This window comes from Agrobacterium sp. El2ro-1b (genome assembly GCF_048298475.1).
Classification (GTDB): Bacteria; Pseudomonadota; Alphaproteobacteria; order Rhizobiales; family Rhizobiaceae; genus Agrobacterium; species Agrobacterium fabrum.
The window spans coordinates 1,926,676-1,946,136 of sequence record NZ_CP103459.1 but is presented as its reverse complement, the minus strand read 5'-3'; the positions used below and the strand labels follow the sequence as shown (position 1 = coordinate 1,946,136).

At 60.2% G+C, this 19,461-nt stretch carries 18 protein-coding genes; 5 read left to right on the top strand and 13 right to left on the bottom strand.

The features are described from left to right. Nucleotides 1-50: 50 nt before the first annotated feature. From NYR50_RS22925 to NYR50_RS22895, 7 genes are all read right to left on the bottom strand, one after another. Nucleotides 51-977 carry an NAD(P)-dependent oxidoreductase gene (locus tag NYR50_RS22925; RefSeq protein WP_418138146.1) on the bottom strand — a complete coding sequence of 309 codons (927 nt, stop codon included), beginning with the start codon at nucleotides 975-977 and terminating at the stop codon, nucleotides 51-53. A gap of 12 nt (nucleotides 978-989) precedes the next feature. Next, nucleotides 990-1,292 (bottom strand): putative quinol monooxygenase, encoded by a 303-nt coding sequence (locus NYR50_RS22920; protein ID WP_211398674.1) that lies wholly within the window; start codon nucleotides 1,290-1,292, stop codon nucleotides 990-992. 17 nt (nucleotides 1,293-1,309) lie between these two features. Then, nucleotides 1,310-2,668, bottom strand: coding sequence for an NAD(P)H-dependent oxidoreductase (locus NYR50_RS22915; RefSeq protein ID WP_418138145.1), 1,359 nt, complete (start codon nucleotides 2,666-2,668; stop codon nucleotides 1,310-1,312). A 262-nt stretch (nucleotides 2,669-2,930) separates the two neighbouring features. Further along, complete coding sequence (locus NYR50_RS22910) at nucleotides 2,931-3,944, bottom strand: LacI family DNA-binding transcriptional regulator (protein ID WP_080814376.1); 1,014 nt, start codon at nucleotides 3,942-3,944, stop codon at nucleotides 2,931-2,933. 114 nt (nucleotides 3,945-4,058) lie between these two features. Continuing rightward, a complete protein-coding gene (locus NYR50_RS22905; protein WP_418138144.1) occupies nucleotides 4,059-5,069 on the bottom strand; it encodes a D-altritol 5-dehydrogenase in 1,011 nt (336 codons plus the stop codon). A 16-nt stretch (nucleotides 5,070-5,085) separates the two neighbouring features. Next, nucleotides 5,086-5,856, bottom strand: coding sequence for a galactitol 2-dehydrogenase (locus NYR50_RS22900; RefSeq protein WP_418138143.1), 771 nt, complete (start codon nucleotides 5,854-5,856; stop codon nucleotides 5,086-5,088). A gap of 262 nt (nucleotides 5,857-6,118) precedes the next feature. Beyond that, nucleotides 6,119-7,432, bottom strand: coding sequence for an ABC transporter substrate-binding protein (locus NYR50_RS22895; protein ID WP_418138142.1), 1,314 nt, complete (start codon nucleotides 7,430-7,432; stop codon nucleotides 6,119-6,121). 329 nt (nucleotides 7,433-7,761) lie between these two features. On the opposite strand from NYR50_RS22895, the gene NYR50_RS22890 reads away from it, so the two are divergent. The 5 genes from NYR50_RS22890 (at nucleotide 7,762) to NYR50_RS22870 (ending at nucleotide 12,868) form a co-directional block, all read left to right on the top strand. After that, nucleotides 7,762-8,751, top strand: a complete 990-nt coding sequence (locus NYR50_RS22890) for a sugar kinase (RefSeq protein ID WP_418138141.1) — start codon at nucleotides 7,762-7,764, stop codon at nucleotides 8,749-8,751. Next, entirely contained in the window at nucleotides 8,748-10,025 is a 1,278-nt protein-coding gene (locus tag NYR50_RS22885) for a D-tagatose-bisphosphate aldolase, class II, non-catalytic subunit (protein WP_174009731.1), read from the top strand. The genes NYR50_RS22890 and NYR50_RS22885 overlap by 4 nt, the downstream gene beginning before the upstream one ends. 122 nt (nucleotides 10,026-10,147) lie before the next feature. Continuing rightward, entirely contained in the window at nucleotides 10,148-11,020 is an 873-nt protein-coding gene (locus NYR50_RS22880; protein ID WP_080814368.1) for a carbohydrate ABC transporter permease, read from the top strand. A gap of 12 nt (nucleotides 11,021-11,032) precedes the next feature. Further along, complete coding sequence (locus tag NYR50_RS22875) at nucleotides 11,033-11,857, top strand: carbohydrate ABC transporter permease (protein WP_121691137.1); 825 nt, start codon at nucleotides 11,033-11,035, stop codon at nucleotides 11,855-11,857. 12 nt (nucleotides 11,858-11,869) lie between these two features. Then, complete coding sequence (locus NYR50_RS22870) at nucleotides 11,870-12,868, top strand: ABC transporter ATP-binding protein (RefSeq protein ID WP_418138140.1); 999 nt, start codon at nucleotides 11,870-11,872, stop codon at nucleotides 12,866-12,868. 402 nt (nucleotides 12,869-13,270) lie between these two features. Here the strand turns inward: NYR50_RS22870 and NYR50_RS22865 are convergent, their stop codons facing one another. From NYR50_RS22865 to NYR50_RS22840, 6 genes are all read right to left on the bottom strand, one after another. Continuing rightward, complete coding sequence (locus tag NYR50_RS22865; RefSeq protein WP_418138139.1) at nucleotides 13,271-14,347, bottom strand: ABC transporter ATP-binding protein; 1,077 nt, start codon at nucleotides 14,345-14,347, stop codon at nucleotides 13,271-13,273. A gap of 4 nt (nucleotides 14,348-14,351) precedes the next feature. After that, the gene (locus NYR50_RS22860; RefSeq protein WP_006314464.1) at nucleotides 14,352-15,182 is read right to left on the bottom strand and encodes a carbohydrate ABC transporter permease; all 831 of its coding nucleotides are present in this window, start codon (nucleotides 15,180-15,182) and stop codon (nucleotides 14,352-14,354) included. A 3-nt stretch (nucleotides 15,183-15,185) separates the two neighbouring features. After that, nucleotides 15,186-16,130 (bottom strand): carbohydrate ABC transporter permease, encoded by a 945-nt coding sequence (locus tag NYR50_RS22855; RefSeq protein WP_174021093.1) that lies wholly within the window; start codon nucleotides 16,128-16,130, stop codon nucleotides 15,186-15,188. A gap of 151 nt (nucleotides 16,131-16,281) precedes the next feature. Beyond that, on the bottom strand, nucleotides 16,282-17,541 hold the full coding sequence (locus tag NYR50_RS22850; RefSeq protein WP_418138138.1) for an ABC transporter substrate-binding protein: 1,260 nt from the start codon (nucleotides 17,539-17,541) through the stop codon (nucleotides 16,282-16,284). Between the two features lie 38 nt (nucleotides 17,542-17,579). Continuing rightward, the gene (locus tag NYR50_RS22845) at nucleotides 17,580-18,752 is read right to left on the bottom strand and encodes a PLP-dependent transferase (RefSeq protein WP_418138137.1); all 1,173 of its coding nucleotides are present in this window, start codon (nucleotides 18,750-18,752) and stop codon (nucleotides 17,580-17,582) included. Then, nucleotides 18,749-19,441 (bottom strand): FadR/GntR family transcriptional regulator, encoded by a 693-nt coding sequence (locus tag NYR50_RS22840; RefSeq protein WP_162688084.1) that lies wholly within the window; start codon nucleotides 19,439-19,441, stop codon nucleotides 18,749-18,751. Before NYR50_RS22840 ends, NYR50_RS22845 begins: the two co-directional genes overlap by 4 nt. Between the last annotated feature and the right edge of the window lie 20 nt (nucleotides 19,442-19,461).

Sequence of the window (19,461 nt, the reverse complement as noted above, 5' to 3'; positions counted from 1 at the left end):
TGGACGTGCTCTATCTCTTTGTTTTAAAGCATTATCCGGACGTAAAACCGCTACGCACTTTTACTGGAAATGCTCTGGACAGTTTCGAGCGTTCCTCCGAACGCATTCATGCGTTTAATTTCAAGGATCACACCGCTGTGATCAAGCTCGCCCGCGCCATGCTCGACCATGGAACGGAACAGCCGGTCAACCTCCTCGCCGACCGGTAAACTGAGGCCACGGCTTTTGGCGAAAGCCAGCGCCGTGGACGTATCCTTCACCTGGTATTTCGCCGGCCCGCCGGGGCGAAAATCGCCCTCCACCATGCGTTTTCCGTGTTGGCGGAAAACGGTGGAATCGGCAAAACCGCCAAGTAGAGCTTGCCGCACCTGTGCCGGGTCGGCTCCCCCCGCTTCAACCAGCGTCAAAGCTTCGGCAACAGCGCAGATTGTCGAGGCGACGATCAACTGGTTGGCAAGCTTGGCCAATGAACCGCAACCCACCGGACCGACATGGGTGACGCGGCCGAGGCAATTCAGGAGTGGCCGCAGCGCATCCACATCCCGCTGTTCGCCGCCGGCCATGATGGCGAGCGTTCCCTCGATCGCGCCCTTCTCGCCGCCGGAGACCGGCGCATCGACATATCTCACACCGTGAGCCTTGGCGGCCTGCGCCTGGTCCCGCGCGCTATCGACGGGAATGGAACTCATGACCAGCAGAAGCGCGCCGGGCTTCATGGCAGAAACGACACCCGAGGCCCCGAGCAGAACCTCGTCGCAGACAGGCCCCGAACTCAGCATGCAGATGACGACATCCGCTTCCGCCGCCGCATCGATGGCTGTCGCCGCCTGACGCACGCCTTTTTCCGCCAGGGTAGCGGCTTTTTCAGCACTGCGGTTCCAGGCACGGACGGCAAAACCGGCCTCAGCCAGACGGACCGCCATGGGCGCGCCCATGATACCCGTGCCGATGACGGCGATGTCGCGGATGTCCTGCATTTGCTCCATCCTTCAAAGCCACTGCCGGTTCAGAAAACGCACCGGCAGTTCTTCTTCGATGAGGGCGGGAAACGCCTCGCGAAAACGGTCGAGATGCGGTGTTTTCAGATGGTCGTCGAAAGCCTGCCTGTTATCATAGACCTCGTAGAACACCACATTGTTTCCCGTTTCCGGCCGCACCACGTCGAATTGCCGGCAGCCCGGTTCGTCCGCAACCGAATGCTTGGCGTCATCGCGCGCTGCATCGAGAAACGCATCCATCGCATCGGGCTTCACCCGAAATTCCGCGATCACCACAAAAGCGCCATTGGACATGTCAGCTTCTCCGCCCATCACGCCGCAGCGTCTTTTTGCGGACGGAACTGGTTTTCCATGTCCTGGCGAAGCTTGACCACATCAAGATCGCTCACCAGCTCCACGTCGTCGAAGCTGACGATCTGGTCTTTCTTGATCGGGCGCTTCAGCTTGACATTATGGGCAAGGCCGATCGGCAGCGCCTTGATGTCGAGGCTGCGCGTCGCCGGAATGGCGTTTGCCCAGACCGCATAACCGCCCTCACCATCCAGCATCTCGCCGGGCTGCATGTCCTTCTTGGCGGTCGCGACAGCATCGCCGCGAAACTCTTTCGAGCAACCCGTCGGCTCGTTGCGCAGGACCGCGGAGAGCACGCTGATCGAGGTTTCGAGACCGATGATGTGGAACGGACGCCACATGGAGGCGTACCAGCCCGACGGATCGGTCAGGAGGCCATATTGCTTGAAGCACGCGCGGGCATAGTCGTTATGCGCCTTGAAGGTGACGAAAACGCCGTAGCGAATGTTGTTGAACACCTCGCGTCCATCCGGCTCCTGACTCGCGGCGATATCGACCAGACCCGAGCGCGCCATACGGCCGCCATCGGCTGCGGGGCGGAAAACGCGGGCGAGATCGTGCAGGCCGGCGGGCGGGAAGGCCAGACCGTCATCCGGGCAATCCAGTCCCGTGCCATTGGCGACGGCCGCCATTTCAATGGCCGCCTTGGTGCCATCGGTGAAGGAATTGTACATTTTCGGATTGAAGTCGCCCTTGGCCACTTCCTCGTCTGTCCAGCCGAAATAGCTCCAGACCGTGTCCGGTGTCGAATAACGGTAACGCGGCTCGAAATTCATGCCCTTGCCGGCGGAAACAACTTCGAAACCGGTGGCGCGCGCCCAGTCGACCAACTCGCAGATCAGCGCCGGCTGGTCGCCGTAAGCCATGGAATAGATCAGGCCCTTGGCCCGCGCCTTTTCGGCAAGGATCGGCCCGACCATGACGTCGGCTTCGACATTGACCATGACGACGTGCTTGTTGTTGTCGATGGCGCCCAGCGCATGGCGCGCGCCGGCCAGCGGATGGCCAGTCGCTTCGATAATGCATTCAATCTCGCCGCAGGCAAACAGCTCGTTCACATCGTCGGTCACATAGGTCTTGCCGCTCTTCAAAGCGTCGGCGCAGCTCGTCGCGTCATAACGCTCCTTCGGCCAGCCGACGCGATCAAACGATTCCCGCGCCTTGCCGACATTGAGGTCTGCGACGGCGACCATGTGGAAACCGGCGATGCGCTGCGCCTGCGCCAGCACCATGGAGCCGAATTTGCCAGCACCGATGAGACCGACCCGGACAGGTTTGCCGCCGGCTGCACGCGCTGACAGAAGAGAATAGAGATTCATGTTTTGACATCCTTCGCTGGGGAAATTGCTGGCGAGAGTGTCCAGTCTGCCCGGCGAAGGCCATGCGATACCGAGGCTGCGAAGGTTCACCCTTCGCGGCGCTGGCCACATGACGTTTCTGCGTTCCTCCCGGATTCCGGCGCACCTCTGTGCCGGCTCTCGCGGTCGCCTCCCAAAGCAACCTTGAGACCAGAGTAGGAGCGTTCAGATATTAGTTCTATTTAGAAAATCAGATTTTTCGTTTAGTTTATCTAACAAACTATCAGGCCGATTTACGCAGCATCAGATCGGCGCTGAGGAGAATGCGTTCCCGCATCCGTGTCGTGTCATCCGCCTCTTCGTTCAGCTTCTGCAGCAGAAGCTCGATCGACAGCCTGCCGATCTCGTTATAATTTTGCGCGACCGTGGTAATCGGCGGGCAGGCATAACGCGACAGCGGATGATCGTCATGGCCGGCGACTCTGAGGTCGTAATCCGCGCCGTGGCCAACCTTGATGCCCTTCTGGAAGGCGGCGGCGATGACGCCGAAGGCGATACGGTCATTGGCGCATAAAATGGTGCGCGATGGCAAATGCCCTGCCCCATCCAGCAGCCGGCTCGCTTCATCAAAGGCGAAACGCTCGAAATCCCAGGTGACGGTGCCGGGAACACCGATGACATGCGGCTCGAAACCGAGACGCTGCATCGCCTCCTCATAGGCCGTGCGGCGTGTGGCGGCGTTGGTATTGACCTGCGGCATATCGAAAAAACAGGGCGGTTCGCCCGAACGGCAGAGATAATCCACCATCAGCCCGACGCTCTGGCGGTTGTCGGTGCCGACAAAGGCCGAGGTCTCATCCAGCGGCGAATCGACATAAACGATCGGAATACTGGCCGCCAGCTGCTCCAGCGTGGCGCGATGGGATTTGACGCCGAGCGGCGCGATGATCGCGCCCGCGACATTCATCGACTTGAAGGTGCGGATCGCCCGGTCCTCGATTTCCGCCTTACCGTCGGACGACAGCACGAAGGCGAGGAACCCCGCCTCGTTGGCGATGAGCTCGATACGGCTCGTCAGCGCCATGTAGAACGGGTCGGTCGAGTTCGGAATGATGATGCCGATGATATTGGAACGGCGGCGGTTGAGATTGACGGCAAAGATATTCGGCCGGAAGCCTGATTTCTTCAGCGCATCCTCGATGGTGTCCCGCGTCTTCTTGCGGACCGAGGCGGGATCATTGAAGTATTTCGAAACGGTCGGGCGGGAAAGGCCGACGAATTCCGAAAATTCTTCCATCGTCCTGATAGATTTGGCCAAACTGCTTGCCCCCATGAAATATTACATGTGGTACTCTATATCGACCGGCCTTTGCACGAAAAGCCGGTCGAATGGTTATCAACGGCCAAACGATCATTCGGCCGCAAATTGCACTTTCATCGTCGCAGTATCAGACGGTTTTTTCGTAAAGAACGGCAGCATTTCCGAAAGCGGCAGCCGGTGTGACACCAGCCGCGCCATGACATCGCCATCCGTCTCCAGAATGGCAAGCGCCTGCGGTATGTTGCGGTTCAGCGAATGTGAGCCGACAAGCTTCAGCTGACGCCGGAAGATTTCGAAAGGCGCCACCGAAATGCGGGCATCCGGCGCGCAGACGCCGAAGAACAGCGCCGTGCCGCCATCCGCAACCAGCGGGATCATCGCTTCCGCGACAGAGGCAATACCCGTCGCATCGGCCACGAAATCGAAAGACTTCTGTTGCCGCAAGAGCGCTTCCGAGCCGGAAACCGCCACCTTGAGCCCGAGACTTTCGGCAAAGGCCAGTCTGCTTTCATTGATATCGGCCATCGTCACCGTCGCAATGCCGCGTGCTTTCAGCGACAAAGCAAGCAGCAAGCCGATGGGACCGGCACCGAATACAAGCGCGCTTTCCGGCACCACGCCACTCTCACCGATGCCGGCACTCTGCATGCCGTTGACGACACAGGCGAGCGGTTCAGCAAGGGCCGCGACGTGATAGGGCATGGAACCGATGCCGTGCAGGTGATCGGCACGCACCACACTGAACTCCGCAAAGCCTCCATTGTGGGAAACGCCGTAAGCTTTCAATGTGCTGCAAAGGTTGGTCAGCCCTTTCCTGCAGCTGGCGCAGCTGCCACAGGGCAGATTGGGATCGACGACCACCCGGTCGCCGACCTTGAAGCCTGTCACATCGGACGCCACGGCTGCAACTTCACCGGCATATTCATGCCCAGGAATAACGGGGAACGCACCGTCGCCATAACGCGCATGCAGCACGTCGATATCGGTATGGCACAGGCCGGAAGCCTTGACCCGCAAAAGCGCGTGACCCGGCGGCAGATCGGCGACCGGGAGTTCCGCCAGAACGGCGCGTCCCTTCTCGACGAATTGAATGGCATGCATGGTCATCTCCGGCTTTTCAGCTCATCCAGTTGCCGCCGTCGACATTATATGTCTGGGCGAGAATATAGTCGCTGTCGGCGGAGGCGAGGAAAACCGCCAGCCCCTTGATATCATCAGGCGTGGCGAAACGGCCGATCGGCACGGATTTGGCCACCGCCGCCTTTTTCTCGCCGGGCTTCAGGCCTTCCCATTTGGCGAAATGCGCATCGACCACTTCCCAATGCTCTCCATCCACGACACCCGGCGCAATGGCGTTGACATTGATGCCATGTTTGACGAGCGCCAGCGCCGCCGACTGCGTGGCGGAAATGATCGCCGCCTTGGAAGCACAATAAAGCGTGACCAACGCCTCACCGCGCCGGCCGGCCTGGCTAGCCATATTGATGATCTTGCCGCCGCGCGCGCGCTCGATCATGACATTGGAGACCGCCTTCATCATGAACAGCGGCCCCTTGAGATTGATGTCGAACACCCTCTCATAGCTCTCTTCGGTAATGCCGTTGATCGGCGCCATATCGAAGATCGCGGCATTGTTGACGAGAATATCGATACCGCCGAACTCCTCATCCACCGCCTTCACGACAGCGTCGATCTGAGCGAGGTCGGTAACATCCAGCCGCACCGCCTTAGCCGAAGGACCGATGGCGGCAGCAGACGCCGTGGCGCGGGCAATATCGATATCGGCGATGATGACCCTTGCGCCCTCAGCAGCGAAAGCCTGCGCAAAACCAAGGCCGATACCGCGGGCAGCGCCGGTGATCAGCGCAACCTTGTTGTTCAATCTCATGTCGATCTCCGTGATGCATGGCGGGTAAATTGGCCATGCCCGTTTGTTTTTGGATGCTTTTCGTCACTCCCCTCATTCCTGTGCTTGTCACAGGAATCCAGCCGACGCGCGTCTGCGCGGCAAGAGAGTCCTTCCAGCCCAAAGACTTGGGCTGACTGGATTCCTGTGACAAGCACAGGAATGAGGGAAGAACTGGCCCTCAATCCCCACCCATGCCGCCCGCCACCAAAAGGCGAACGGGCGGCACGCCGGGAGGACGCGGCTACTTGATGTAGCCCGCGCGGGTCATGTCACGTTCGACCTGTTTCTGCGCGCCCTCAAGCGCCGCATCGACGGTCTGCTGGCCGGAAAGGGCTGCCGCGATCTGCTGGCCGACGACCGTACCGATGGACTGGAACTCCGGTATGGCGACGAACTGCACACCGGTATAGGGCACCGGATCCTTGGTCGGCTTCGACGGATCGGCAGACATGATCGCCTTCAGCACCGTATCCGCGAAAGGCGCGGCCTTCTTGTATTCCGGCAGCTCATAGGTGGATTTGCGCGTGCCTGGCGGCACGGCCACCCAGCCTTCGCTTTCACCAACCGTCTTCACGTAGTTCTTGGAGGTCGCCCATTTGACGAAGGACTTGGCGGTTTCAAGCTTCTTCGTGCTGTTTGGAATGGCGAGGTTCCAGGACCACGACCAGCTCGAACCGTTCGGCGTTACCTCCACCGGAGCACGCGTAAACGCGGTCTTGTCGGCAACCTGGCTCTGCTTGGGATCATAAACGCGGCCCGCCGCCGAGGTGGCGTCGATCCACATGGCGCAACGGCCGGAGGAAAACAGCGTCTGGTTTTCGTTGAAGCCGTTGGCGGCCGCACCGGGCGGACCGTAGGAGGTCATCAGCGCCACATAATCCGCAATCGCCTTTTTCCACGGCTCGCTCGTCAGCTGCGGTTTCCAGTCCATGTCGAACCAGCGGCCGCCATAGGTATTGATCATGGTGCCGAGGAAGGCCATGTTTTCGCCCCAGCCCGGCTTGCCGCGCAGGCAGATGCCATATTGCTGTTTCGACTTGTCGGTCAGCTTGGCGGCGAAATCCTTGATCTGGGCGTAGGTCGGATTGTCAGGCATCTTCAGGCCGGCGGCGTCGAACAGATCCTTGCGGTAAAGCGTGAACGAGCTTTCGGTGTAGAACGGCACGGCGTAAAGCTTGCCGTCCACCGTCAGACCTTTTTTGATCGGGTCGAGCAGATCAGCATAATCGTAGTCGTCGCCGAGATCATCAACGGGCGCCAGCCAGCCCTGCTTGCCCCAGATCGGCGCTTCGTAACCGCCAATGGTCATGATGTCGAACTGGCCGCCATTGGTGGCGATATCGGTGGTGACGCGTTCGCGCAGAACATTCTCTTCCAGCACGATCCAGTTGATCTTGTTGCCTGTTTCCTTCTCCCAGGCGCTGGAAAGCTTCTGCATGATGATCATGTCGCCATTGTTGACGGTGGCGATGTTGATTTCTTCCGCCTGCGCCAGCCCGGCCAGAAGCCCTGCTCCCACCACAGACGACGACAGAATTCCAATGAATTTGCTCATGAGACCCGCTCCTCCTTTACGGATGTCCACGCACAACAATACATGCGTAAATTTTTTATCCTGCAAAATCGCGTCTTTTGTCAACATCCAAAAATAGACGAAGTGGTAACAACGCTTGCCAACAAGACATTAAATGCCTGTTTTAATGCGAATAATATCAGAAAAAATTATTATAATTCCCCTGCCACTTGCTGCATTGCAACAAAATTTGCATCAATTAATATCTTGACGCGTGTAAATTTTAACTGATATCCGGAAAACAACGAACCCGAAATTCCGGGGATTTTCCCCCATCGGAAGGATGGAGCCGAAAGCATATGGAGGAGACGATGAGGCAGGCATCCGCACTGGCGTCGCAGATGAAAGGCCCGACCATCACGGCCGGCGAAATCCTCGTGGAGATCATGGCGACGACGGTGGGCGACGGTTTTCTGGAGCCGCAAACGCTGATCGGCCCCTTTCCGAGCGGTGCGCCCGCCATCTTCATCGATCAGGTGGCGCGCTGCGGCGGAACCGCCGGCATCATCGCGGCTGTCGGTGACGACGATTTCGGCCGCCTCAACATCGAGCGGCTGCGCCGCGACGGCGTCGATGTCTCGGCCATCACCACCATAGCGGACCGCCCGACCGGCAGCGCCTTCGTGCGTTATCGCGAAGACGGCGCGCGGGATTTCGTTTTCAACATCGCCCATTCGGCCGCCAGCGAAACACGGATGACGGATGAGGCGCAGGCGCTCATCAAAAAGGCGGGCCATGTGCACGTCATGGGATCGGCCTTCGCGATTGCCGGCATCGGCGCGATCATTCTCGAGGCCGTTAAAAGCGTTAAAGCGCGCGGCGGTTCGGTGTCTTTCGATCCGAATATCCGCAAGGAACTGGCGCAGGGCGATGCCGGCCGCAGACTGATAGACGATCTGCTTGCCGTCACCGATCTCCTGCTGCCGTCAGGCGAAGAACTTCAGGCCGCCTCCGGTCTGGACGACGAGGAAGCAGCGATAGAAAAGCTGCTCGCCGCCGGTATCGGCGAGATCGTGCTGAAACGCGGTGCAAACGGCGCAAGCCATTTCAGCCGCGCCCATGGGCGCATCGACGCCCCCGGCCTTGAAGTGGAGGAAATCGACCCGACCGGTGCCGGCGACTGTTTCGGCGCAACCTATCTCACCTGCCGCCGCCTCGGCATGCACCCGGCAAAAGCGCTCGCTTACGCCAATGCATCGGGCGCCCACAACGTCATCAGGCGCGGCCCGATGGAGGGCGCTGCCAGCCTTCCCGAACTCGACGCCTTCATGGCCGCGCAATTGTCGGAGGAAATCCTGTGACCGCCATTCTGGAAAATCTCGCCGCCGCGCGCCGCGCCGGCAAACCTGCCGGCATCACTTCGGTCTGCTCGGCCCACCCCGTTGTCCTGCGCGCCGCAATCCGCCGCGCCGCCGCCAGTCAGACAGCCGTGCTGATCGAGGCAACCTGCAATCAGGTCAATCATCTCGGCGGTTATACCGGCATGACGCCGCGTGACTTCGTTGCCTTCGTCAACACCATCGCCTCTGAAGAAGGGCTGCCCGCTGAACTGCTGATCTTCGGCGGCGATCATCTCGGCCCCAATCCCTGGCGCAGGGAGAAGGCCGAGGACGCGCTGACAAAAGCCGCCGCCATGGTCGAAGCCTATGTTTCAGCCGGTTTTCGCAAGATCCATCTCGATGCGTCGATGGGCTGCGCCGGTGAGCCGGCGGCATTGGACGACGTGACGATCGCCAACCGCGCCGCCAAACTCGCAGCCGTTGCCGAAAAGGCAGCCACTGAGGCTGGCTTGCCCAGACCGCTTTATATTCTCGGCACCGAAGTGCCCGTGCCTGGTGGTGCCGACCATGTGCTTGACACCGTTGCCCCGACCGAACCGCAGGCGGCGCGCAACACCATCGATCTTCACCGCGAAATCTTCGCGCAGCACGGTCTTTCGCAAGCTTTCGAACGGGTCATCGCCTTTGTCGTGCAGCCGGGTGTGGAATTCGGCAGCGACAATGTCGTCGCTTATGACCCGCAGGCGGCCACAGCGCTCAGCGCCGTGCTGGACGGCGAACCGCAGCTGGTTTTCGAGGCCCATTCGACCGATTACCAGACCGAGCCTGCTCTTGCGGCACTGGTGCGCGACGGGTATCCGATCCTTAAAGTCGGTCCGGGCCTCACCTTCGCTTACCGGGAAGCCCTTTATGCACTCGACATGATCGCCTCCGAAATGGTCAGTACCTATGGCGAGCGGCCGCTGGCGCGGACCATGGAAAAATTGATGTTAAGCGCACCGGGCGACTGGCAGGGCCATTACCATGGCGATGACATCACGCTCCGATTGCAGCGCCATTACAGCTACAGCGACCGCATCCGCTATTACTGGACGCGGCCGGAGGCGCTCGCGGCCGTTTCCGCCTTGCATAAGGCGCTGGATGGGAAGACAATTCCCGAAACCCTGCTGCGCCAATATCTCGGCGAACTGCCGCTCGCGGCGGTTGCGGGCAAAGAACCGGAGGAGGTTCTGGTCGCGGCTGTGGATCAGGTGCTGGCGACCTATCACGCGGCGACGGGCGAAGGCCGCCACTGACGGCAATCATAATCCGGATGCCCCTGCGGCAGAGGCCGCCGGAGCGAGATGGGGAAGTGCGAGCGGTTTTCACCTGAAATCCCGCTCAAACTTATAACTATATCCGTGAGGGAGGACTACCCATGGCAACACGAAACACGAGCGGGTTAGCGCGGGTGATGATGGCGCCTTCGGTTCTGCTTTTGCTGGTGTGGATGATCGTACCCCTGGCGATGACCCTGTGGTTCTCGTTCCAGAACTACAATCTCCTCAACCCCGCCAATGTCAGCTTTGCGGGTCTCTTCAATTACCAGTATTTCTACACCGACCCGGCCTTCTTCCAGTCGATCTGGAATACGCTGCTGATCGTCGGCGGCGTGCTGTTGATCACCGTCGTCGGCGGCATCGCCATTGCGCTCTTGCTCGACAATGACATTTTCGGTCAGGGCATCGTGCGCATCATGATCATCTCGCCCTTCTTCGTCATGCCACCTGTCGCAGCATTGGTGTGGAAGAACATGATCATGCATCCCGGTTACGGCGTGCTTGCCGATCTCTCGCGCTTCTTCGGCCTGCAACCGGTCGACTGGTTCGCGCAGTTTCCGCTGCTGTCGATCATCATCATCGTCGCCTGGCAATGGCTGCCGTTCGCGACGCTGATCCTCTTGACCGCCCTGCAGTCGCTCGATGGCGAGCAGAAGGAAGCCGCCGAGATGGATGGCGCCAACTTCGTCAACCGCTTCATTTATCTGACCCTGCCGCATCTTGCCCGCGCCATCACCGTCGTCATCCTCATCCAGACGATCTTCCTGCTCGGCGTCTACGCGGAAATCCTCGTCACCACCAATGGCGGACCGGGTTATGCCTCCACCAACCTTGCCTTCCTCATCTATCGCACCGCACTTTTAGGCTACGACGTCGGCGGCGCATCGGCCGGTGGCATCATCGCCGTCGTGCTCGCCAATATCGTCGCCATCTTCCTGATGCGCGCCGTCGGCAAGAATCTGGACCGTTAAGGAGAACCGATCATGGCCCGCAAGACAACCACTCGCGCAAAGATCGGCTTTTCCATCGCGGCCTGGGCCGTGGCGCTCCTGCTGTTCTTCCCGATCCTTTATGCCTTCCTCACCTCGATCAAGACCGAGCCGGAAGCGATCGCAGGCTTCAGCCTCCTGCCATCGGGTACGCTCGAAAACTACATCACCGTCCAGACCCAGCGCGATTACTTCAAGCCGTTCATGAACTCGGTGGTGCTGTCGCTCGGCTCGACCATCATTGCGCTGATCATCGCCATTCCCGCCGCCTGGGCGATGGCGTTCTCGCCGACCAAACGCACCAAGGACATTTTGATGTGGATGCTCTCCACCAAGATGATGCCGGGGGTGGCGGTGCTGGTGCCGATCTACCTGATCTTCCGCAATGCCGGCCTGCTCGATAGCCGCATTGGGCTGACCATCATGCTCACCTTCATCAACCTGCCGATCGTGGTGTGGATGCTCTATACCTATTTCCGGGAAATCCCCGGCGAGATACTCGAGGCCGCCCGCATGGATGGCGCATCGCTCTGGAACGAGATCGTGCATGTGCTGACCCCGATGGCGGTGCCGGGCATTGCCTCGACGCTGCTTCTGAACGTCATCCTTGCCTGGAACGAATCCTTCTGGACGATCCGGCTGACGACCACCAATGCCGCGCCACTGACGGCCTTCATCGCCTCCTTCTCCTCACCGCAGGGGCTGTTCTGGGCAAAACTCTCGGCCGCCTCGATGATGGCGATCGCCCCCATTCTCGTCATCGGCTGGTTCTCGCAGAAACAACTCGTGCGTGGCCTCACCTTCGGCGCCGTGAAATAAGGAACGACAAACATGGGCAGCATTTCCCTTCAGAACGTGTCCAAGCTCTTCGGTGAGGCGAAAGTCATCCCGTCGATCGATCTCGATATCAACGATGGCGAATTCGTCGTCTTCGTCGGCCCCTCCGGCTGCGGCAAGTCCACGCTTCTGCGGCTGATTGCCGGGCTGGAAGACGTCTCCGGTGGCAAAATCGTCATCGACGGCAATGACGCCACCGAAAAGGCCCCGGCCGAGCGTGGCCTTGCCATGGTGTTCCAGTCCTATGCGCTTTATCCGCATATGAGTGTGCGCAACAACATCGCCTTCCCGCTGAAGATGGCCAAGCTCGAAAAGGCGGTGATCGACAAGAAGGTCGAAGACGCCGCCCGGGTGCTGAACCTCACCGATTATCTGGAGCGCCGGCCCTCGCAGCTGTCGGGCGGCCAGCGCCAGCGCGTTGCCATCGGCCGCGCCATCGTGCGCGAACCGAAAGCCTTCCTGTTCGACGAGCCGCTCTCCAACCTCGATGCGGCGCTGCGCGGCACCATGCGGCTGGAAATCTCCGAGCTGCACAACACGCTGAAGACAACGATGATCTATGTGACCCACGACCAGGTGGAAGCCATGACCATGGCCGACAAGATCGTCGTCCTCAACCGCGGCAATATCGAGCAGGTCGGCTCGCCGATGCAGCTTTACAAGACACCGCGCAACCTCTTCGTCGCCGGCTTCATCGGCTCACCGCGCATGAACCTCATCACCGGCGACTTTGCCCGCCAAAAGGGTGCGACCACCGCCGGCGTGCGGCCGGAGCATCTGGTGCTGTCGAAGGAAACCGGCCTCTGGCAGGGCAAGGTCACGGTTGCCGAACATCTCGGATCGGATACCTTCCTGCATCTCGAGGTGTCAGGCATCGGGCCCATCACCGCAAGGACCGATGGCGAGTTCGAATGCAAACACGGCGATACCGTGTTCATCACGCCGGATGATACCAAAATCCACAGGTTCGATGACAAGGGCATCGCGATCTAGGTGTTGGCTTTCACAAGGTTTTTCATTCACGCGGACCCACAGGCGCGTGGGGCTTACCCCCCTCTGCCCTGCCGGGCATCTCCCCCTCAAGGGGGGAGATCGATCTGCGGCAAGGTCTCGCCCATCTCGGGGCTTGCGAATGAAGCGATGAAAGAGCCTCTTGCCGATCTCCCCCCTTGAGGGGGAGATGCCCGGCAGGCAGAGGGGGGTAAGCCTCACGCACCTTCGGGTCCGCATCTTGTGAAAGTTCACATCCAGCCGGAGCCTCCGCAATAGACGACCGAACGGCAATCTGATGCCACGGTTGGCGCGTTTGCGACGGTTCTCAACATCTCCAGCTTTCCGTCTTTCCGGCTTTAGCCAAAAAATGACGGAGGGGGCATACAACGGCACAGGAAAGCCTCACGCCTCCCCGATCCTGACGCCATTCCGATCGAAGACATGCAGTCTTTCCTGCGGGAAACCGACCCGCAGGGATTTACCCGGCTGCAACAATGACCGGTCCGACGAAAACAGCTTGAAGGGCAATCCGTGCACGGTCAGATGCAGGATGATGCCTAGGCCGGTTGGCTCGACCAGATCGACCGTCGCTTCGACACCGCCATCAGCCGGCGCAACGGTGACATGTTCCGGGCGGATACCGAGCGTGACCGGCTCGCCATCGGCGAGGTCTATTTCCCGGCCAAGCGCAAGGCGCGTGCCGTCACCCAGCACGACGACACTGCCGCCATTCTCCTGCCCGAGCCGTCCTTCAAGGAAATTCATGCCCGGAGAGCCGATGAAACCGGCGACGAACAGATTGGCGGGACGATCGTAAAGATCGAGCGGCGCGCCGATCTGCTGCACATGGCCGGCATTCATGGCGACGATGCGCGAGGCAAGCGTCATCGCCTCGATCTGGTCATGGGTGACGTAGACTGACGTCGCGCCGAGATCGGCATGCATGCGCTTGATTTCGGCACGCATCTGCTCGCGCAGGCGGGCATCAAGGTTGGACAGCGGCTCGTCAAACAGAAACGCCTTTGGCTGGCGCACGATGGCGCGGCCCATGGCGACGCGCTGGCGCTGGCCGCCGGACAGCGCCTTCGGGCGGCGGGCGAGATAGGGGTCGAGGCCGAGCTTGGCGGAAGCACCGGCCACCGCCGCCGCAATGGTTTCCTTGGTGCTGCGGCGCAGGCGCAGGCTATAGCTCATATTGTCGGCAACACTCATATGCGGATAAAGCGCATAGGACTGGAACACCATGGCGATGTCGCGATCCTTCGGCCTGCGGTCGTTGACGCGCTCGCCATCGATCGACAGGTCGCCGGATGTTATCTCTTCAAGCCCGGCGATCATGCGCAGCAGCGTCGATTTTCCGCAGCCGGAGGGGCCGACGAGGACGATGAACTCGCCATCCCTGATATCAAGATCGACGCCATGCAGCACGGCGAGGTCGCCATAGGTCTTGCCGACATTCTTCAGCTCGATGGAAGCCATGGAATTATCCTTTCACCGCGCCGGCCGTCAGGCCCTGCACGAGATAACGTTGAATGAGCAGGAAGAAGAGGCAGGCCGGAATGAGCGCCAGAACGCCCGCCGCCATCATCTGCCCGAAATCGACGGAAAATTTGGAAACGAAGGTCAAAAGCCCGACCGGGAAAGTGGCGCTCTGGTTGCCGGAAATCAGCATCAGCGCAAACAGAAGCTCGCTCCACGCGGCGGTGAAGACGAAGCCCAGCGTGGCGGCAATGCCCGGCAGCGTCAGCGGCAGGATGATCTGGCGGAAGGCCGTGAAACGGCTTGCCCCGTCGATCATCGCCGCCTCCTCCAGATCCTTCGGAATGCCATCGAAGAAGGACTGCATCAGGAAGGTGGCGAAGGGCACGTTGAAGGCGGTGTAGACGATGACGAGGCCAGTCAAACTGTTGGTGAGGCCGAGCGGCGACAGCATCTTGAAGATCGGCGCGACCAGCATGACCAGCGGGAACATCTGGGTGATCAGCATCAGCGCGACGATCCAGTATTTGCCCTTGAAGCGGAAACGCGACAGCGCATAACCCGACAGCGAGGAAAGTACCGTAACGGCAAGTGCAGTGGAGCCGGCAACAATGACGCTATTCTTAAAAAACGTCGGGAAGGCACTGTTTTCTATGACGTAACGGTAATGATCCAGCGTCGCATGCGACGGCCACATTCTGACGCCTTCGCTGTAAAGCAGGTCGTTCGGCGTAACCGAAACCTTGAGCAGCCAGAACAGCGGAAACAGCGCGAAGACGATATAAGCAAGGATCGCCAGGCGATGGGCAAGGGTAAAAAATATCCTTGATGTCATCGGTCAGTCCTTCTCGATCAGGCGCTGGCGCAAAAGCACGATCAGCATGGAATAGGCAAGCAGCAGGACCAGCAGCACCAGTGCAATCGCCGAGGCGTAGCCGAAATCGAGACGCCGGAAGGCCTGCGTGAAAATGTAACTGGCAACGATCTGGGTGCGGTCGGCCGGTCCGCCATTGGTCATGACGATGATGAGATCGGCGAAATTGGCGATCCAGACGGTGCGCAACAGCACCGTGATGGCGATGGTGGGCGCCAGAAACGGCAGGGTGATGGAGGTGAAGCGCTGGAACGGGTTTGCGCCGTCGATTTCCGCTGCTTCATAGAGATCGCGCGGGATGGCCTGAAGGGCCGCAAGCAAAGTGATGGCGAAGAAGGGAATACCCCACCAGACATTGGCGATGATCGGCCCCCACATGGCAAGCTGCGGATCGGCGAGAATATTGTTGGGTGCGGAGAGAAGCCCCAGCGAAACCATCCAGTGCGGCAGCGGGCCAATGACCGGATTGAACAGCCAGGCCCAGTTGAGACCGGCAAGAAATGTCGGCACCGCCCATGGCAGAAATACCAGCGCCTGCGCCAGCCCCCTGCCCGCAAAGGGTTTATCGAGCAGCAGCGCCAGAATGAGGCCAAAGAAGAATTGCAGAAAAACTGAAGCACCCGTCCACCACAGCGTATTTTTCAGCGCCCGATAAAAGGCAGCGTCCTGTGAAAGGGCTTCCAGATGTTTCAAACCGACGAAACCGCCGGAGAACGGGTTGAGCAGCTGCACGTCGCGAAACGCATAGGACAAGCCGAGCACCAGCGGCACCAGCATGACGGCAACGATGAGCACCAGCACCGGAGCGCTGTAGAGCCAGGGTTCGGCCCAATCGGCAAACCGTCGCATTGCCGGCTTGCCGGCGCGGTTACGCGCGGCCACGGGTCCGGCGCCATGGGCATAGGACATGATTGATCGCTCCTGATCGGACGGCGGGGCAGACAGGTTTTTCATGGCCTCTGGCCAGCCGGTCCGCACGTTTTCAAATCGGCCTGCCTTTTCTGGCAGCCCGGAAGAGCGGCCACGCGGGTTTACCCACGCGCAGCCGGCCCCAAGTCGTTTATTTCGAGGCGAGGAACTTCTGCTGCGCCTTCGTCATGTAATCAGCCCATTGCTTGGCCAGATCTTCCGGCGTGATATCGCCGAGCAGCGCTTCCTGCGATGTCTTGATGACAAGCGAATCCTTGAAGAAGGCGAATTCCTCAAGATAGGTCGGCATTTTCGTCGGCACGGCGTTCTTGTCGGCCAACTCGTCGAACCAGCCCTTGAACTGCTCGCTGGCATAGAAGGGGTCTTTTTCCGCCGACTTGTGCACCGGCAGTGCGCCTGTCTTCTTGTTCCACTCGATATTGCCTTCCGGCCCCTCGAGCGTCTCGACCAGTTTCCAGGAGAGGTCCTTGTTGGCAGAGGCCGACATGATCGACCAGCCGGCAAAACCGATGGTCGGGAAGGTCTTGCCGTCGGGTCCCTTCGGCATGGTCATGACTCCGAAATCTTCGGGCTTCATGCGCTGGGCAATGGCAATAAGAGCATCCGGATCTTGATCGAGGAAGGCGCAGGTGCCGGAATAAAAGCCGGCGACGATCTCGTTAAAGCCCCAGTTGACGCTGTCCTTCGGCGCCGACCCGTTCTTGTAGAGATCGATCACATAGGTCAGGCCCTTCACCCAGCCGGGGCTGTCGAAGGTGGAGGTGCCGTCCTTGGTGAAGAACTCGTTCGAACCGGCCATGGATGCGCCGAACATCACCCAGCCGTTCAGGCCACCCGGGCCGCCGCGCAGGCAATAGCCGTATTTGCCGGGCAGTGCCGCGACCTTCTTGGAGGCGTCGGCAAACTCCTCGAGCGTCTTCGGCGGTTCCTTCACGCCGGCTTCGGCCAGCAGTTTCTTGTTGTAGAACATGGCGCGCAGATAAAAGCCGTAGGGCAGCATATAGGCGGTGTTCTTCACATCGCGGCCGAGTTCCAGCGTGCGCTCGCTCAGACCCTTGGTGTATTCCCACTTGGCAAGATAGGGTTCGAGGCTCTCCAGCATGCCGTTATTGGCATAAAGCGACAGCCAGGTGTCGGGCATTTCCATCACGTCAGGCACATCGCCGGCGGATACCATGGTAGCGAATTTCTGGAAGGCTTCGCTCCACGGCAGGGAGATGATCTCCACCTTGGTGCCGGGATTGGCAGCCTCGAATTTCGAGACGATGCCTTTCAGCGTTTCCGTCCGCTCGGGACTTGTGATGACCTCGACCAGTTTCAAGGTCGTGTCCGCCAGCGCCGTTCCGGTCATCAGGGCGGTGAAGATTGCTGCTGTTACCAGTTTTTTCATGTCGTTCTCCCCTTTTTTGTCGTCAGTTTAAAAACACGTCAGGCGGCAGACGCCGCCTTGATCGCGGGTTCGAGATCATTCCAGAGCGCTTCCGTGCCCTCCAGTCCGACATGCAGGCGCACCGAACGCGCGCTGATGCCGAACGTGTGGGCGGAGTTTGGCTGCGCCTTCTGTTCGAGCACCACTTCGCCCGGAACGATCAGGCTTTCATGCCCGCCCCAGGAAACGCCCAGTTTGAAAAGCTGGAGGCGATCGGCAAAAGCGCGCACATCCACGCCTTCCTTGAAAATGAAGGAAAACAGGCCCGACGTGCCGTGAAGGCCAGGCGGCAGGCGGTTCGACAGACCCGGATGGCAAACCTTCTCTACCACGTCCAGCGACTGCAGGCGGGTTGCGATGTCGAGCGCCGAGGCCTGATGCGCCTTCATGCGCAGCGGCAGGGTGCGAAGCCCGCGAATGAGCAGCCACGCATCGAAAGGCGCCATCTTGCCACCGAGATAGGGATAGGTTTCCGCCCGGATGCGGTCGATCATCGCCTTCGAACCGGCCACCACGCCGGAGACCACATCGCTATGGCCGCCGAGATATTTCGAGGCCGAATGCACGACGAGATCGACGCCAAGCGAGATCGGCTGCTGGAAGACCGGGCTTGCCCATGAATTGTCGATGACGGTGACGGCGCCATGCCGTTTGCCGATGGCAGCCAGCGCACCGACATCATGCGTCTCCATCACCCAGCTCGTCGGACTTTCCATGTAGAACAGCTTGGCGCCCGGCATCGCCTTTTCAACCGCCGCCTCGTCGCGGCCGTCGACATAGACCACCTCAACATTCATTCGCTGCATGAAGGTGCCGAACAGGCGGAAGGCATCGGGATAGACATGGCGCACCGCGACGATGCGGTCGCCCGGCGACACGAAGGACAGAACGGTGGAAGAGATAGCAGACATGCCGCTGGCAAAACCGAGCGCGTCTTCAGCGCCTTCGAGTTTGGCCAGCATTTCTTCAAACATGCGCACCGTCGGGTTCAGCCCCCGCGTATAGACCGGTCGCACCTTTTCACCGCGATAGGTGGAGACCATTTCATCGTAGCTGGAAAAGGTAAAAAGCGAGGTCTGCACAAGGGGCGGGACCACAGCTTCGAAAGCGTGGGTCTCGTCATGCGCGACAATCAGGGAGGCGGGATCGAAGAGATCGTTGCCTTGGTTCATTTCGACATGTCCTTGATATCCTCCTCGACGACGGCGAGGATTTTCAGTGTTTCTTCACGGGCGGTCTCGGCATCGCCGGCGGCGATGGCGTTGAACAACGTGCGGTGAAAGGGAAAGGAGCGGCTGGCGAAATCCGGCCGATCGAAGGGCTTTAGCCAGAAGCGTTCGAAACCTTCACGCATCTGCTCGAGCAGCTGCTTGAACAGCGAGTTATGCGTGGCGTCGTAAATCGAAAGATGGAAGGCAAGGTCGGCCTTACCGGAGGTGCCTTCGGCCAGATGCACCCGCTCCATCTCATCAAGCCGCGCTTCCATGGTGGCGATATCTTCTGCCGTGCGCCGGCGCGCGGCGGCCATGGAGGCCTCGACCTCGATGCCGCGCCGCACTTCCAGCGTCATCAGCAGCGCGTCGCGCAGGCTTTCGGCGTCGATGGAAATCGGCATATGCACAGTGGCGGCGGAAATCGGCTTCAGCAGATAATTGCCGCTGCCCTTGCGGCTGTCGATGACGCCAAGCGCCTGAAATTTGCGGATAACCTCGCGGATGGTCGACCTGCCGACGCCCAGCGCCGCCATCAGCTCCCGCTCGGCCGGCAGCCGTTCGCCTGCCTTCAGCCCTGCCCGCTCGACATAGTCGGAAAGCGCGGCCTCCACCTGGCGCACACGGTCGCTCGGCGGAATGGGCTGCATGAGTTCCCGGCTGGACCTGT